At 45.2% G+C, this 14,928-nt stretch carries 13 protein-coding genes; all 13 read left to right on the forward strand.

Annotation, left to right across the window (positions count from 1 at the left end; all coding sequences use genetic code 11):
- Positions 1-6 precede the first annotated feature (6 nt).
- From rsmH to ftsA, 13 genes are read left to right on the forward strand one after another with little or no spacing between them, the layout of a single operon-like run.
- Positions 7-939 carry a 16S rRNA (cytosine(1402)-N(4))-methyltransferase RsmH gene (gene rsmH, locus J8Z24_RS02730; RefSeq protein ID WP_176033878.1) on the forward strand — a complete coding sequence of 311 codons (933 nt, stop codon included), beginning with the start codon at positions 7-9 and terminating at the stop codon, positions 937-939.
- Positions 939-1,262 carry a cell division protein FtsL gene (gene ftsL / locus J8Z24_RS02735; RefSeq protein ID WP_128731106.1) on the forward strand — a complete coding sequence of 108 codons (324 nt, stop codon included), beginning with the start codon at positions 939-941 and terminating at the stop codon, positions 1,260-1,262. Before rsmH ends, ftsL begins: the two co-directional genes overlap by 1 nt.
- Positions 1,259-3,073, forward strand: coding sequence for a peptidoglycan D,D-transpeptidase FtsI family protein (locus J8Z24_RS02740; protein ID WP_128731105.1), 1,815 nt, complete (start codon positions 1,259-1,261; stop codon positions 3,071-3,073). The genes ftsL and J8Z24_RS02740 overlap by 4 nt, the downstream gene beginning before the upstream one ends.
- A complete protein-coding gene (gene murE, locus J8Z24_RS02745; RefSeq protein WP_176033886.1) occupies positions 3,066-4,529 on the forward strand; it encodes a UDP-N-acetylmuramoyl-L-alanyl-D-glutamate--2,6-diaminopimelate ligase in 1,464 nt (487 codons plus the stop codon). Before J8Z24_RS02740 ends, murE begins: the two co-directional genes overlap by 8 nt.
- Positions 4,526-5,920, forward strand: coding sequence for a UDP-N-acetylmuramoyl-tripeptide--D-alanyl-D-alanine ligase (locus J8Z24_RS02750; RefSeq protein WP_176033877.1), 1,395 nt, complete (start codon positions 4,526-4,528; stop codon positions 5,918-5,920). Before murE ends, J8Z24_RS02750 begins: the two co-directional genes overlap by 4 nt.
- Positions 5,914-6,996 carry a phospho-N-acetylmuramoyl-pentapeptide-transferase gene (gene mraY, locus J8Z24_RS02755; protein WP_125251063.1) on the forward strand — a complete coding sequence of 361 codons (1,083 nt, stop codon included), beginning with the start codon at positions 5,914-5,916 and terminating at the stop codon, positions 6,994-6,996. The genes J8Z24_RS02750 and mraY overlap by 7 nt, the downstream gene beginning before the upstream one ends.
- Positions 6,996-8,324, forward strand: coding sequence for a UDP-N-acetylmuramoyl-L-alanine--D-glutamate ligase (gene murD / locus J8Z24_RS02760; protein ID WP_147389042.1), 1,329 nt, complete (start codon positions 6,996-6,998; stop codon positions 8,322-8,324). The genes mraY and murD overlap by 1 nt, the downstream gene beginning before the upstream one ends.
- On the forward strand, positions 8,317-9,492 hold the full coding sequence (gene ftsW, locus J8Z24_RS02765) for a cell division protein FtsW (protein ID WP_128731102.1): 1,176 nt from the start codon (positions 8,317-8,319) through the stop codon (positions 9,490-9,492). Before murD ends, ftsW begins: the two co-directional genes overlap by 8 nt.
- Positions 9,489-10,556: an undecaprenyldiphospho-muramoylpentapeptide beta-N-acetylglucosaminyltransferase gene (gene murG, locus J8Z24_RS02770; protein WP_147389043.1), complete on the forward strand. Its 1,068-nt coding sequence runs from the start codon at positions 9,489-9,491 to the stop codon at positions 10,554-10,556. The genes ftsW and murG overlap by 4 nt, the downstream gene beginning before the upstream one ends.
- Positions 10,557-10,564: 8 nt before the next feature.
- Positions 10,565-11,998 carry a UDP-N-acetylmuramate--L-alanine ligase gene (murC, locus tag J8Z24_RS02775; RefSeq protein WP_125251067.1) on the forward strand — a complete coding sequence of 478 codons (1,434 nt, stop codon included), beginning with the start codon at positions 10,565-10,567 and terminating at the stop codon, positions 11,996-11,998.
- On the forward strand, positions 11,995-12,906 hold the full coding sequence (locus J8Z24_RS02780; RefSeq protein ID WP_128731099.1) for a D-alanine--D-alanine ligase: 912 nt from the start codon (positions 11,995-11,997) through the stop codon (positions 12,904-12,906). Before murC ends, J8Z24_RS02780 begins: the two co-directional genes overlap by 4 nt.
- Position 12,907: 1 nt before the next feature.
- A complete protein-coding gene (locus J8Z24_RS02785) occupies positions 12,908-13,693 on the forward strand; it encodes a cell division protein FtsQ/DivIB (protein WP_147389045.1) in 786 nt (261 codons plus the stop codon).
- Positions 13,690-14,922 carry a cell division protein FtsA gene (gene ftsA / locus J8Z24_RS02790; RefSeq protein ID WP_125251070.1) on the forward strand — a complete coding sequence of 411 codons (1,233 nt, stop codon included), beginning with the start codon at positions 13,690-13,692 and terminating at the stop codon, positions 14,920-14,922. The genes J8Z24_RS02785 and ftsA overlap by 4 nt, the downstream gene beginning before the upstream one ends.
- The last annotated feature ends 6 nt before the right edge of the window (positions 14,923-14,928 follow it).

Raw genomic sequence — 14,928 nt, forward strand, 5'->3', positions numbered from 1 at the left:
AAATTAATGAGCGAAGAGTTTAAGCATATTTCGGTGTTAATGGCCGAAACATTAGATGCTCTAGCAATCAATCCCGAAGGTATTTATATCGACGGAACATTTGGACGAGGTGGGCACTCAGGCGAAATCCTCAAGCGATTAACCTCTGGGCGTTTGCAAGCGATTGATCAGGATCCTCAAGCGATCAAAGCTGCTCAGAAGTTTGCTGATGATACGCGCTTTGCAATCGCGCGCAGTCGTTTCTCAGAAATAAAATCAGTCGCTGAAGAGGCTGGAATTTTAGGTCAAGTCGACGGTATTTTACTGGATATAGGCGTGTCTTCTCCTCAACTTGACGATGCCGATCGTGGTTTTAGTTTTATGAAAGACGGGCCACTGGATATGCGGATGGATCCTGATTCGGGTCGAAGTGCTGCTCAATGGCTCGCTGAAGCTGAGCTAGAAGAAATGGTGTTTGTGATAAAAAAATACGGTGAAGAGAAGTTTGCCACCCGTATTGCACGTAAAATCATCGAAATACGCGAGCACACCGCAATTACCACCACGGCGCAATTAGCGCAATTAATTGATGATGCTGTGCCTGTGAAAGATAAGCACAAGCACCCCGCAACTCGCACTTTTCAAGCTATTCGAATTTACATTAACAGTGAGTTAGAAGAAATTCAGACGGCATTGCAAGCCTCCCTAGCGGTATTAAAACCTGGTGGGCGGTTAGTGGTGATCTCGTTCCATTCCTTAGAAGATCGTATCGTAAAGCAGTTTATCAAGAAGCAGAGTAAGGGAGAGGCGATACCCAGAGGTCTGCCTTTAACGGATGAACAACTTAAACAAAATCTCACCTTAAAGGCAGTGGGTAAAGCCATTAAACCGAGCGATCAAGAGATTGCACTGAACCCACGCTCTCGCAGCTCGGTATTGCGAGTGGCGGAGAAGCTCTAATGAATGCCAGCAAGCAACGCCAACCGAATCTGTTTGTCGAAATTAGCCACTTCTTAATTTCTAATAAGCTGACGGCGTTGTTGCTGGTGACGATCTTGATTTCTGCACTTTGTGTTGTTCAGATCACACATTTAACTAGGCAACAATTAATACTACAAGATGAGCTATTACAGCAACGTGATGAATTAGATCTGCAATGGCGTTACCTCGTTGTTGAAGAGGAATTTTATTCACAGCATGCAAGGATTGAAGAGATTGCCAAGATGCAGCTAGAAATGAAACGTCCAACAAGTAAAGACGAACAGGTGATTGTGCTGCCATGAATAAGCCAAAGCAAAAGACTCAATCAATCATCACTTGGCGCTTTGCGCTGGTATGTGGCGTGATGCTTATGGTTTTTATGACTTTGGTCGCACGAGCGGCATTTTTGCAAGTCATAGAGCCTGATAAAGCGATTAAAGAAAACGAAAAGCGTACAGTTCGTGTTGAAAAGTTAAATGTTCAGCGCGGGATGATTTTTGACCGAAATGGCAAAGAGCTAGCGGTAAGCGTACCTGTGGTAAGTGTGTATGCTGATCCTTTGGCGATCGATAAAGCGTTGGCAAAAAAGGTACTCCGTAAAGCTCGCAAAGAGGGAGAAGACCACAAGGCATTGGCACAAAATGAGCCAGAGCTGACATTGCGAAAACAAGCTTGGTATGACGATGAGATCCGTTGGAAAGAACTAGCCGATGTGCTCAGGCTAAAACCACAAAGTGTAGATGAACGGCTTAGGGGAGACCCAAGCCGTCGTTTTGTTTATTTAAAGCGGCAAGTGACAGCAGTCGTCGCTAATTATATTCGTCAAATGCGCCTACCAGGCGTTCACCTGCTTGATGAGTCTAAGCGCTTTTACCCAAGTGGTGAAGTCACGGCACATATGATAGGTGTAACCGATATTGACGGCAAAGGTATTGAAGGTGTGGAGCGGATGTTTGATTCTGCACTCACCGGCACTGCTGGTAAACGAACAATCCGTAAAGATGCTCAAGGCCGTGAGGTTCAGGTTTTATCTGAAGAACAACGGGTTGAGCCTGAAGATGTGTACTTAAGTATTGATTTACGTATTCAAGCCATCGCATACCGAGCGCTCAAATCCGCAGTTTTGAGCTACAAGGCGACTTCTGGCTCAGCAATAGTAGTAGATGTTCACACTGGTGAAATTTTAGCTTTAGTAAACAGTCCAAGTTTTAATCCTAATGATCTGAGCACGGCAGCGCCCTATAAACGTCGTAATCGCGCCATGACAGACTTATTTGAGCCAGGTTCAACACTAAAGCCTTTGGCGGTGTTAGCAGGATTACATTATGGCGCAATCCAAGCTAATGACACGATAAATACACACCCTGGTTGGATGAACTTAAGTGGTGGGTTAGTTAAAGATACACGTAATAATGGGGAGCTAAGCCTCAGAGAAATTCTTAAAATCTCCAGTAATATGGGGGTGGCTAAAATTTCGCAAATGCTACCGAAAGAAGCATTCATCAATTTATATCAACAAGCTGGTTTTGGCGAACCGACAGGGTCAAATATGATTGGTGAAAGCGCCGGATTGTTTTATCCAAACCGTCGCTGGTCTAACTTCGAAATAGCAACCTTGTCCTATGGCTACGCGGTTTCTGTGAGTACGGCACAAATGGCAAGGTTATATGCCATGTTTGGCGCTGGGGGCATATTGAGACCTTTGACCATAGTGAAGCAAGACGAAGTCCCAGAGGGGAGACGTATATTTAGCGAGCAAGATACTCAAGCTGTAGTGGAAATGATGGAATCTGTGTTTGAGCGTGGCGGCACCGCCCATAACGTAAAAGTTGATGGGTATCGCGCTGCGGGGAAAACCGGTACTTCAGAAAAAGCAGTAGCAGGCGGCTATGGTGATGAGTATGTTGGTTATTTCGCGGGGGTTGCACCGGTGAGCGATCCGCGACTTGCGGTGGTTGTTATGGTTAATGAGCCAGCAGGTGATGTTTATTACGGCGGCCAAACTGCGGGACCGGCTTTTGCAGAAATCATGTCTAATGCACTAAGAATTTTAAATGTAGCGCCAGATAAAGGGCGTGTAGCGTATGTTTCAGGAGCCGATAATGATGCGTGATTTGGCTCAAATATTAAGTGAATTTGGAGTCAATACTCATACTATTGAAGTTAAGAACTTACGAATTGATAGTAGAGCGATTGAACCTGGAGATTGCTTTATTGCGTTACAGGGGCATACCCAAAACGGCGCTAAATATGCTGCCAGTGCAATTGCGCAAGGAGCTAAGTGCGTATTAGCTGAAACAGCAAGTGAACCAAATGTGGCACCAGAGCAGGTTATTTTTGTGGATAACCTAACTGAGAAACTAGCGGCTATCGCTGCCCAATTTTATTGCCAGCCAAGCAAAAAGCTGAAATTAACAGGGGTGACCGGTACCAACGGCAAGTCTACGACTACTGCCATGATTGCTAATTTAGCCACTTTAATTGGCCGCGCAGGAGCGGTGGTTGGGACTCTTGGCTTTGGTCATCCTGATACACTTATTCCATTGGCAAATACCACGCCATCAAATGTCGACTTACAACGTATTCTCGCTACGTTGAGCCGCGATTTTACGCACGTAGCTATGGAGGTTTCCTCTCACGGTTTAGTTCAGGGGCGCGTTGATGAGTGTAACTTTGATGTGGCGATTTTCACTAACCTGACTCGTGATCACCTTGATTATCATGGTGATATGCAAAGCTACGCAGAAGCCAAAAAATTACTTTTTACTCGTTGTGCGCCTAAGCACAAGGTCATCAACATTGATGACGAGGTTGGCGCTAGCTGGGCGCATGCCCTCAATGATGAAACTCTCGTTGCTTACGGGCGCTGGGATGCAAAACATGCGTTCAAGCAATACGTATTTTTTGATGCAGTATCAACACATCCGCATGGTTTGAGCGCGACATTAAAAACCAGCTGGGGTGAGTGTCAAATTAACGTGCCACTCTATGGTGAGTTTAACCTGTATAACTTAACTGCTGCGTTTGCCAGCTTACTCCTTCAAGGAGAAAGTCTCGAAACACTAGCCTGTGCCTGCGTTAAATTATCGCCGGTAGCTGGGCGTATGGAGCCTTATAGTGCACCAGAAAAGCCAACTTGTATTGTCGATTATGCCCATACCCCCGACGCTTTAGCGCTAGCGTTACAAGCATTACGTGCACATGTCCCAGGCGAACTTATCTGTGTGTTTGGGTGTGGTGGTGATAGAGACAAAGGCAAACGTCCTGAGATGGCCCGAGCGGCGGAAAAGTTTGCGGATAAATTGGTGATCACCAGTGACAATCCTCGCAGTGAAGATCCTAATGTAATCATTGCAGATATTAAGGCAGGACTCATCAACCCTGAGTATGCTGTCTGCCAGCCAGATAGAGGGCTGGCCATTCAACACGCGATAGCGCTGGCTGATAAAAATAGTGTGGTGTTGATCGCGGGTAAAGGTCATGAAGATTATCAGATTATAGGTACTGAGCGCATTGATTTTTGCGATAGGCAATGTGTTACAGCGATTTTAAAAGGGGAAAAGGCATGATCAAGATGGATTTCTCTTGGCTTGCAGCAGTCTTAAAAACCTCTTACAACGGGGAGAATTTGGCAGTCGCCAACATCAATACGGACACCAGAACCATTGAGTCTGGAGAAGTATTTTTAGCGCTTAAAGGGCCTAACTTTGATGGCCATCGCTTTTTGGAAGTGGCTAAGGCGCGGGGCGCGATAGCGGCTATTGTATCTTGCCCTGATGAAGATATTGATTTAGTGCAGTTTGTCGTTGATGACACCCGTATTGCTTTAGGTCAAATTGGTAAAGCTGTGATTGACACTGTGGCGCCTAAAACCATTGCGATCACCGGCAGTGTTGGAAAAACCACGGTAAAGGAAATGTGCGCTGCTATTTTAGCGCAAAAAGGCAAAGTGTTAGCAACAAAAGGTAATTTTAACAATGATATAGGTGTTCCTTTAACCTTGCTGCGGTTGACTGAAGAAGATCAATATGCAGTGGTTGAATTAGGTGCTAATCATTTAGGGGAAATAGCCTATACCACCGCGCTCGTGAGTCCTGATGTTGCCACTGTATGCAACGTTGCACCTGCACACATTGAAGGGTTTGGCTCAATAGATGGTGTAGGTAAAGCCAAAGGGGAAATCTTTTCAGGCCTAAAAGTAAATGGTGTCGCTGTGATTAACGCTGATAGCGATTACGCTGCGATGTGGCAAGAAAACCTAACTGTCACGAATGTTAAACGTTATAGCTTGCATGAACAGCTCGACATATGGATGGACGAGGTGGCGCTAGACGAGTTGGCTAGACCTACCTTTAAGTTATGCCGAGACAACCAGAGTGTCAGGGTTAGCTTACCACTTTCAGGACAACACAATGTCAGTAATGCGCTCATTGCTGCGGCGTTAACAACTGAGTTAGGTGCCAGCCTTGAAGAAGTGGCTACGGGTCTTGCACAGATGGCTGAAGTGAAAGGCCGAGTCAACATGATCCAAGTGTCAGATACGCTACGAGTTGTTGATGATACTTACAATGCCAATGTCAAGTCGGTCAATGCCGCCATTGATTTACTGGCTTCGATGTCAGGATATAAAGTATTAGCGCTAGGTGATATGGCTGAGCTTGGTGAAGGGGCTCGTGAGTATCACAAAGAAGTAGGCGAGTACGCGAAACAGCAAGGCATTGATGAGTTGTTTTCTTTGGGGGTGCTAAGTAGTAGCGCCAGTAATGTATTTGAAAAACCAAATCGTCATTTCTCCACAAGAGAAAGTTTGATGAAGGCGTTAAAAGTAGTGTTGGCTGAGCAATCAGGCCGATGCACGGTCATTGTAAAAGGATCACGTAGCGCGCGGATGGAATTGCTGGTTGAAGAATTAGTAAACGCTGGCCAGTCGGATAGCGAGACAGGAGAAGTAACATGTTAGTTTGGCTAGCCGAGTATCTTACCCAATACTATTCGGGGTTTAACGTTTTTTCTTACCTCACTTTAAGAGCGATTTTAGGTATTTTAACAGCCTTGATGATCTCTTTATATTTCGGTCCAAAACTTATTGCGGCACTACAGCGCATGCAGATTGGACAAACAGTACGCGATGATGGTCCTGAATCTCATCTTTCTAAATCTGGTACACCAACCATGGGCGGGATTTTGATCCTTGCAGCTATTTTTACCAGCACGTTACTTTGGGGAGATTTGAGTAACAAATATGTATGGGTAACGCTGTTTGTGATCGGCAGTTTGGGTATTGTGGGTTTTGTTGATGATTATCGCAAAGTGATCCGAAAAGACAGTAAAGGCCTTATCGCCCGTTGGAAATACTTTTGGCAGTCAGTGATCGCAATCTCTACCGCTGCATTTTTATACTTCACCTCAACCAATGCGGCTGAAACAACCCTAGTTGTACCATTTTTGAAAGATGTCCTGCCGCAACTTGGTTTGTTCTACTTGGTGATGAGCTATTTTGTGATTGTGGGCACTTCAAATGCCGTTAACCTTACAGACGGTCTTGATGGGTTGGCGATAGTACCAACTATCTTGGTTGCTTCGGCTCTTGCCATTATCGCTTATGTGACTGGTAACGCGAATTTCTCAAGCTACCTTCATATTCCTCATTTACCACTAACAAGTGAGTTGGTGGTGGTCTGTACTGCAATTGTTGGTGCTGGACTTGGCTTTTTATGGTTTAACACTTATCCCGCACAAGTGTTTATGGGGGATGTTGGCTCGTTAGCCCTTGGTGGTGCACTTGGCATTATTGCAATTCTGGTGCGCCAAGAATTGGTGTTGATCATTATGGGTGGCGTATTTGTTATGGAGGCACTGTCCGTTATTTTACAAGTTGGCTCGTACAAGCTCCGAGGACAGAGAATTTTTAGAATGGCACCTATTCATCATCACTATGAACTAAAAGGCTGGCCTGAACCTCGCGTGATCGTGCGCTTTTGGATCATTTCAATCATTTTGGTGCTAGCAGGTCTTGCCACGTTGAAGATTAGATAATGACGTATATTGAACAATTACAAAAAAAACATATCACCGTACTGGGGCTTGGCGTCACAGGACAAGGGATTGTGCGTTTTTTGTTGTCGCACGGTATCAATCCAAAGGTGGTAGATAGCCGTCCGGTTCCTCCCTGTGCAGATTGGCTGAATCATAATGCACCGGATTGTGAGGCGGTATTTGGCAACCTTGCAGATGCCGCTTTGGCACAGACCGACCTTATCATTATCAGCCCAGGGATCCCGCTTTTTGAACAGAGCGTGGCACAGGCTATTGCTAAGGGAGTGGAGGTAATTGGTGATATTGAACTATTTGCTCGACTGAACACTCGCCCTGTTATTGCTGTAACTGGGTCAAATGGCAAGTCGACAGTGGTGAGTTTAGCAACAGAAGTACTCAAAGCCGCAGGGTTAAAAGTTGGACTTGGCGGAAATATTGGCACGTCAGTACTGTCAATACTTGATGATGAACGCGATGTGTATGTGTTGGAGCTATCTAGTTTTCAGCTAGAAACAACCCACAGCTTAGCTTGTTTGTCTGCGATGATCTTGAATATTACAGAAGATCATATGGACAGGTATCCAGATTTTCAGGCCTATATTAAAGCCAAGCAGCGTATTTATCAGCATGTTGAACATATTGTTTTTAATGCTGAAGATCAACATACCTTTGCAGAACATGGTCAAGGCAGCAGTGTATCCCTCACTGAAGGGGATTATCATTTGATGAAGGTGGCACACGAACCTTATTTTGCCTACAAGCAAACGCCATTATTGCCTGTAAGCTCGCTTGCGATGGTGGGTAAACACAATCAGTTTAATGCTTTGGCCGTGTTGGCATTATTGGCGCCGATGCAGCTGCCAACTAGCGCATTTGTCACTGCATTTGGAGCGTTTCGTGGCTTACCTCATCGCTGTCAATTGGTCGCGGATGTTGCTGGCGTGCGCTATTTCAACGATTCGAAAGCCACCAATGTAGGGTCAACGGTGGCTGCGATTGAATCATTAGCAAGCACTAAGCGAAATATTATCTTGATAGCCGGCGGTGATGCCAAAGGTGCCGATTTAACACCGTTGAAAGCACCGCTAAACGCACACTGTAAAGCTCTATTTTGTTTTGGTCAGGACGGTGAGCAGTTTATGCCGCTGCTGCGCAACAGCCATAGAGTCAATAATCTTAAAGAAGCGGTTATTGCGGCAAAGAGTATTGCTACCATTGGGGATATTGTCTTGCTTGCGCCTGCGTGTGCCAGCATAGATATGTATCCAAATTATATGGCTCGCGGTGATGAGTTCGTTCAGTTAGTGGAGGAACACACGCTTGTTTAGTATCACAAACCTAAGAGAGGCTTTAACGCCTCGCCAGTCCGAAAGCTTGTTTGACGTGCCATTGATGTACTGCATGCTGATGCTTATTGGAGTGGGGTTTGTGATGGTCACGAGTGCATCAATGCCGGTTGCCGAGCGCCTGTTTGATAATCCGCTGCACTTTACTATTCGGCATGTCATTTTTTTAGTCGGCTCTTTTTTACTGTTTTGGTTTACCTCAAATATTCCGATGACTTGGTGGAAACGGAGCAATCCATATTTGTTACTTTTTGGACTGATATTATTGGTTGCAGTACTGATTATCGGCAGAGAAGTGAATGGCGCGAGACGATGGATCCCGTTGGGGCCGTTTGGTCTGCAAGTTGCTGAAGCGTCAAAGCTATTTTTCTTTAGTTATATTGCGGGTTATTTGGTACGCAAACGCGATGAAGTACAAGAGAATATCAAAGGCTTCGCCAAGCCCATGATAGTATTTGCGGCTTACGCATTTTTAATTTTAATGCAGCCTGACTTAGGAACTGTAGTGGTCATGTTTGTCACAACGGTTGGTTTGTTATTTTTAGCAGGCGCAAAGTTATGGCAGTTTTTCACTTTGATGTTAACAGGGGTTTCTTTGGTGGTGTTACTCATCATCATTGAGCCTTATCGAATGAAGCGAGTAGTCGGTTTTTTAAATCCTTGGGAAGACCCATTTGGTGCCGGTTATCAATTAGTACAGTCGTTGATGGCTTATGGACAGGGAGGCTGGTTTGGTCAAGGTTTGGGCAATAGCATCCAAAAACTACAATACCTGCCAGAGGCGCATAACGACTTTATTTTTGCTGTCATCGCTGAAGAGCTCGGCTTTGTTGGTGTATTCAGCATTATCATTTTACTGGGTGTGTTAGTGACTCGAGCGCTTTTTATTGGTCAAAAAGCACTGAAGGCCAATAAGGAGTATGAGGGGTACTTTGCGCTGGGGATTGGTATTTGGTTTGCTTTTCAAGCCGTTGTAAATATTGGCGCAAGTGCAGGGATCTTGCCCACCAAAGGCCTCACTCTGCCATTTATCTCTTATGGTGGTTCGAGTCTTTGGGTGATGACAATTGCGGCTGCTATTCTACAGCGTATTGATTTTGAAACTAAAATGTCGACAAGGCAAGCAACATCCCGTGGAGGTAGGCGATGACAAAGCGTCTTCTTGTGGTTGCGGGCGGTACAGGAGGGCACATTTTTCCTGGTATTGCTGTAGCGCAGTTTCTACAAAGCCAAGCCTGGCTAGTGAGCTGGGTTGGGACTGCCGATAGAATGGAAGCCGACGTGGTTCCACGTTACGGCTTTGAGATAGATTTTATTGCCATGAAAGGGGTTCGTGGTAATGGTATAAAACGCTTAATTACCGCGCCATTTATGGTGCTGAAGGCCATACTTGCAGCCAAAAAGATATTGCGACAACGTAAGCCCGATGTGGTTTTGGCTATGGGAGGCTATGTGACGGGGCCTGTTGGTGTGGCTGCAAAACTGCTTGGGATCCCTTTGGTGATCCACGAGCAAAATGCAGTTGCGGGAATGAGTAACAAACTGTTGGCTAAAATTGCCACCAAAGTATTGGCAGGGTTTCCAGGCGCATTTAGTGAAAAGCTCGCTGATGTCGTAGGCAACCCTGTGAGAGCGAGTGTGGCCGAGATAACAGAAAAATCGCCTTCGGTACCGCTAAACATATTGATAGTGGGAGGCTCGCTTGGCGCACGAGCACTCAATGAAGTGGTACCTGAAGGGCTGGCTCAGTTACAACAACAAGCACCTGATGTATCACTGGCAGTTCGCCATCAAAGCGGCAAAAACAATCAAAATGACGTGCAAAAACATTATGAAAATGTGGGTGTTAATGCTGAGGTCAGCGAGTTCATTCATGATATGGACACTGCATACGCTTGGTCAGATATTGTAATTTGCCGGGCAGGCGCCTTGACTGTAAGTGAAATCGCGGCTGCTGGAAAAATGGCAGTATTTGTGCCTTTTCCACACGCTGTTGATGATCACCAAACAGCGAATGCTCAGTTTTTAGTCTCAGCGGGGGCTGCACAGCTAGTACAGCAATCACAGTTGAGCGCTGAAACACTCACGCAGATATTATTGCCCTTAGTCACTGAGCCGAAAAAAATTGCACTGATGGCAGCTAAAGCGAGACAATGCGGTAAGTCGGAGGCAACGGCTAAAGTTGCCCATATTTGTACAGAATTATCGAATTAGGAATGTAAATGGAAGCTTCAAGCAGAAGAGCAATGCGACGTATCAACACCATCCACTTTATTGGAATTGGTGGTGCTGGTATGGGTGGTATTGCCGAAGTGCTGGCCTTTGAAGGTTACCGTATCACAGGTTCAGATATTGCTAACAGTGCAATGACTGAGCGTTTAAGCAAAATGGGCGCTGAGGTTTTCATAGGCCACCATGCCGATAATGTAAAAACCGCAGATGTGGTTGTAGTGTCTAGCGCAATTAATGAGCAAAATCCAGAGATCCAAGCTGCGCTTGCCAATCGAACACCGATTGTTCGACGTGCAGAAATGCTTGCCGAACTGATGCGCTTTCGCCACGGTATAGCAGTCGCTGGAACGCATGGCAAAACGACAACAACAAGCTTGATTGCGAGTATTTTTGCCAAGGCACAGTTAGATCCTACTTTTATCATTGGCGGTCTATTAAATAGTGCTGGTAGCAACGCCAAAGTAGGTAGCAGTGAATACCTTATTGCGGAAGCAGATGAAAGCGATGCGTCGTTTTTACACTTGCAGCCAATGGTATCTGTAGTTACAAATATCGAAGCAGATCATATGGATACTTATGATGGTGACTTTGAAAAAATGAAAGACACCTACATAGAGTTTATCCATAATTTACCGTTTTACGGTTTAGCGGTTGTTTGTATTGACTCCCCTGTAGCAAAAGAGCTACTACCTCGCTTTGCAAGACCCACTATTACTTATGGCGAAGCGGCGGACGCTGACTATCAGTTATTTGATTTCACACAAACACAGAGTGAATCACACTTTAAAGTAAAAACAAAAGAAGGTGAGGTGCTTGAGGTTACACTCAATATGCCAGGTAAGCACAATGCTCTCAATGCTGTGGCGTCGATAGCTGTTGCTAAAGATCACAACATTGAAAATGATGCGATTTATCAAGCATTAGCGAGCTTTGAAGGCGTTGGTCGTCGTTTCCAACATTATGGTGCATTTAAAAACGAAGTTGGAGAAGTGATGTTAGTTGATGACTACGGACATCATCCCTCTGAAGTCGCTATGACCATCCAAGCTGCAAAAGCTGGCTGGCCAGATAAGCGCCTTGTGATGATCTATCAGCCTCATCGTTATAGCCGCACAAGAGACCTATATGAAGATTTCGTAAAAGTACTTTGTGATGCTGATAAGTTACTGTTGTTGGATGTTTACAGTGCTGGTGAAACACCAATTGTTGGTGCCGATAGTAAAAGTTTGTGCCGTAGTTTACGTCAACGTGGCGTAGAGCCTATTCATATCAGCGATCATGCTGAACTTGCGCAAGTATTAGCAACCACGCTACAAGATGGGGATTTAGTGTTAACGCAAGGGGCTGGTAATATTGGCCAAATCGTAAAACAGCTAGCCGCAACAGGGCTATCAATAGAGCAATTAAAACAGAGTAAGTTATGAGTAGTCAGTTTGGTAAAGTAGCAGTATTACTTGGTGGCAGTTCAGCTGAGCGAGAGGTTTCGCTTAAGTCTGGTAATGCGGTATTAAATGCTTTTGTTAGCCAAGGTGTTGACGCAATTGCTTTTGACCCAGCAGAGCGTAATTTATGGGAACTGAAAGAACTCGGTGTGGAACGCGTATTCATTGCGCTACATGGTCGTGGTGGCGAAGATGGCACGATTCAGGGCGCTCTTGAGTTTATGGGGATCCCATATACAGGCAGCGGTGTATTAGGTAGCGCGCTTGCGATGGATAAAGTTCGCTGCAAGCACTTATTTCAGTCGGCAAAGCTCAGCACTGCACCTTACGCTGTCGTAAGCAAAGAAACGGGATTTGATGCTAAGGCACTCATAGCACAATTTGGTAAAGTTATGGTCAAGCCGAGCCACGAAGGCTCTAGTATTGGTATGGCACAAGCCGATAGCGAAGAAAGCCTCACTGGTGCACTAAATAACGCCTTCAAATTTGACGACCAAGTTTTAGTAGAGCAATGGATCACAGGTCGGGAATTTACGGTGTCTATGCTAGGTAAAAATGCGCTCCCCGTTATTGAAATGCGTACCCCACGTGGGTTTTACGATTACGAAGCTAAGTACCAAGTTAATAGCACTCAATACTATTGCCCTGCAGAGATTAGCGCAGCGCATACTGAACAATTACAGGTGATGGCAAAACACGCGTTTGAATTGGTTGGCGCGACGGGATGGGGGCGAGTTGACGCAATGCAAGATGAGCAGGGGCATTTCTATTTATTGGAAGTCAATACCGTTCCCGGCATGACAGAAAAGTCTCTCGTGCCTATGGCTGCAAAAGCAACGGGTGTAAGTTTTGAGCAATTAGTTGTTCGCATTTTGGAGCAAACCCTTTAAGATGCGAGCATTTTTGGTGAAGGCAAAGCTTATCAGTTCCAAAGTGAACTGGCCCCTGTTCTGGGGACTGGGCTTTTTCTTTGCTGTTATTTTTACATTGATACGAGGTACATACTGGGTAAGCGATTGGTTAGTCGTGCATCATGATGCACAGATAAAAACGCTAAAAGTACTTGGTAAGCCTTATTTTACCAATGAAGATGACATTGTAACGGCGATAAAAACGACCGACTTAACGAGTTTCTTTAAATTGGATGTAAAAGCGGTGCATGAGGCCGTAAAGTCGCTTCCATGGATTGCCACGGTATCGGTTAGAAAACAATGGCCGGATACACTGCAAGTATATGTGGTGGAGCATAAACCCGTTGCACATTGGAATAGCGACTTATTACTCAATAGTGATGGTGAAGTATTTCAAGCGATAAGCAACAAATTACCAGAAGGGCTACCGGAGTTATATGGCCCTGAAGGCAGTGCTGAGGAAGCTTGGCACACATTTAAGCAGTTTAAAGCTTTATTGGCCGTGAACCAGTTTAGGTTGGAGAGCCTCGCGCTTTCTGAACGTTTTGCTTGGCAATTATGGCTAGATAACGGCATCCGCTTGAATTTGGGACGAGAAGATAAAGCCAAACGAGTACAACGTTTTATAGATGTATATCCTCGCATGGAGCGCCCTGAAGGCAAAGTGATAGACGTGATTGATTTAAGATACGACACGGGACTGGCAGTGAGTTGGAAAGAACCCATTGAGCAGAAAGAACAACAAAATAACAAGAGTGAAGCATGACGAAGTCGGCAGAAAGAAACTTAGTGATTGGATTGGATGTGGGCACATCAAAGGTCGTCGCCACGGTTGGGGAAATCACTGTGGACAATCAACTTAGTATTGTCGGTGTTGGGCGCCAAGATTCTCACGGAATGGACAAAGGCGGAGTGAATGACTTAGACCTTGTTTCTGAATCCATCAAACGTGCCGTAGATGAAGCTGAGCTAATGGCAGATTGTCGAATTAGCTCGGTATATTTGGGGATTTCTGGCAAACACATTCAATGTCAAAATGAAAGCGGTGTGGTCGCAATTAACAACGCGGAAGTGACGGATGATGATATTGCCAATGTTATCCATATTGCACGCTCTGTGCCTATGTCTGCTGAGCGCAAAATGCTGCATTCATTGCCACAGGAATATAGCATCGATATGCAAGAGGGAATTAAAAACCCACTAGGCATGAGCGGTGTTCGAATGGAGGCAAAAGCTCATATTATTACATGCTCGAATGATATGGCTAAAAACATCGAAAAGTGTGTTGAACGCTGCGGTCTACAAGTTGATCAGTTGACGTTTAATGCACTGGCGTCGTGCTACTCGGTACTGACGGAAGATGAAAAAGAACTGGGTGTTGCAGTATTAGATATCGGTGGTGGCACCATGGATATTGCAATTTATGTTAATGGTGCATTGCGTCATACCGCGGTTATTCCTGTTGCTGGAAATCAAGTGACGGGAGATATTGCAAAAATATTTAGAACACCTATTTCGCATGCCGAGTCTCTGAAAGTACAATATGCGTATGCCGCAAGCCAAATGGCCTCAAGTGAAGAAACCATAGAAGTACCAAGTGTGGGTGGGCGACCTGCACGGATAATGTCGCGTCATACATTATCTGAAGTAGTAGAGCCTAGATTCAGAGAGCTATTTGAATTAGCGCAAGACGAAATTCGTCGTTCTGGGTTTGAAGACCAAATTGCGGCTGGCCTTGTGCTCACCGGCGGTAGCGCCAAGATGCAAGGGGCACAAGAAGTAGCTGAAGATATATTCCAAATGCCAGTCAGAATAGGTAAACCGATTGGTATTAAAGGATTAACTGATTATGTGGATGACCCTGCATATGCAACAGCCGTTGGCCTATTACAATATGGTCGATCGCTGCAATCGATGAATGCACAGAAGTCGAAAGCAGATGTAGAGGGGAGTTGGTGGAACCGTGTTACAAAATGGTTCCAAGGCGAGTTTTAATACTCA

Origin of the sequence: Pseudoalteromonas sp. SCSIO 43201, assembly GCF_023716725.1 — a bacterium.
Taxonomy (GTDB): domain Bacteria; phylum Pseudomonadota; class Gammaproteobacteria; order Enterobacterales; family Alteromonadaceae; genus Pseudoalteromonas; species Pseudoalteromonas peptidolytica.

What these genes read in the sequence shown, in the direction of transcription:
- rsmH (WP_176033878.1), top strand. Translation starts at nt 7, where the DNA reads ATGAGCGAAGAGTTTAAGCATATTTCGGTGTTAATGGCCGAAACATTA.
- ftsL (WP_128731106.1), top strand. Translation starts at nt 939, where the DNA reads ATGAATGCCAGCAAGCAACGCCAACCGAATCTGTTTGTCGAAATTAGC.
- J8Z24_RS02740 (WP_128731105.1), top strand. Translation starts at nt 1,259, where the DNA reads ATGAATAAGCCAAAGCAAAAGACTCAATCAATCATCACTTGGCGCTTT.
- murE (WP_176033886.1), top strand. Translation starts at nt 3,066, where the DNA reads ATGCGTGATTTGGCTCAAATATTAAGTGAATTTGGAGTCAATACTCAT.
- J8Z24_RS02750 (WP_176033877.1), top strand. Translation starts at nt 4,526, where the DNA reads ATGATCAAGATGGATTTCTCTTGGCTTGCAGCAGTCTTAAAAACCTCT.
- mraY (WP_125251063.1), top strand. Translation starts at nt 5,914, where the DNA reads ATGTTAGTTTGGCTAGCCGAGTATCTTACCCAATACTATTCGGGGTTT.
- murD (WP_147389042.1), top strand. Translation starts at nt 6,996, where the DNA reads ATGACGTATATTGAACAATTACAAAAAAAACATATCACCGTACTGGGG.
- murG (WP_147389043.1), top strand. Translation starts at nt 9,489, where the DNA reads ATGACAAAGCGTCTTCTTGTGGTTGCGGGCGGTACAGGAGGGCACATT.
- murC (WP_125251067.1), top strand. Translation starts at nt 10,565, where the DNA reads ATGGAAGCTTCAAGCAGAAGAGCAATGCGACGTATCAACACCATCCAC.
- J8Z24_RS02780 (WP_128731099.1), top strand. Translation starts at nt 11,995, where the DNA reads ATGAGTAGTCAGTTTGGTAAAGTAGCAGTATTACTTGGTGGCAGTTCA.
- J8Z24_RS02785 (WP_147389045.1), top strand. Translation starts at nt 12,908, where the DNA reads ATGCGAGCATTTTTGGTGAAGGCAAAGCTTATCAGTTCCAAAGTGAAC.
- ftsA (WP_125251070.1), top strand. Translation starts at nt 13,690, where the DNA reads ATGACGAAGTCGGCAGAAAGAAACTTAGTGATTGGATTGGATGTGGGC.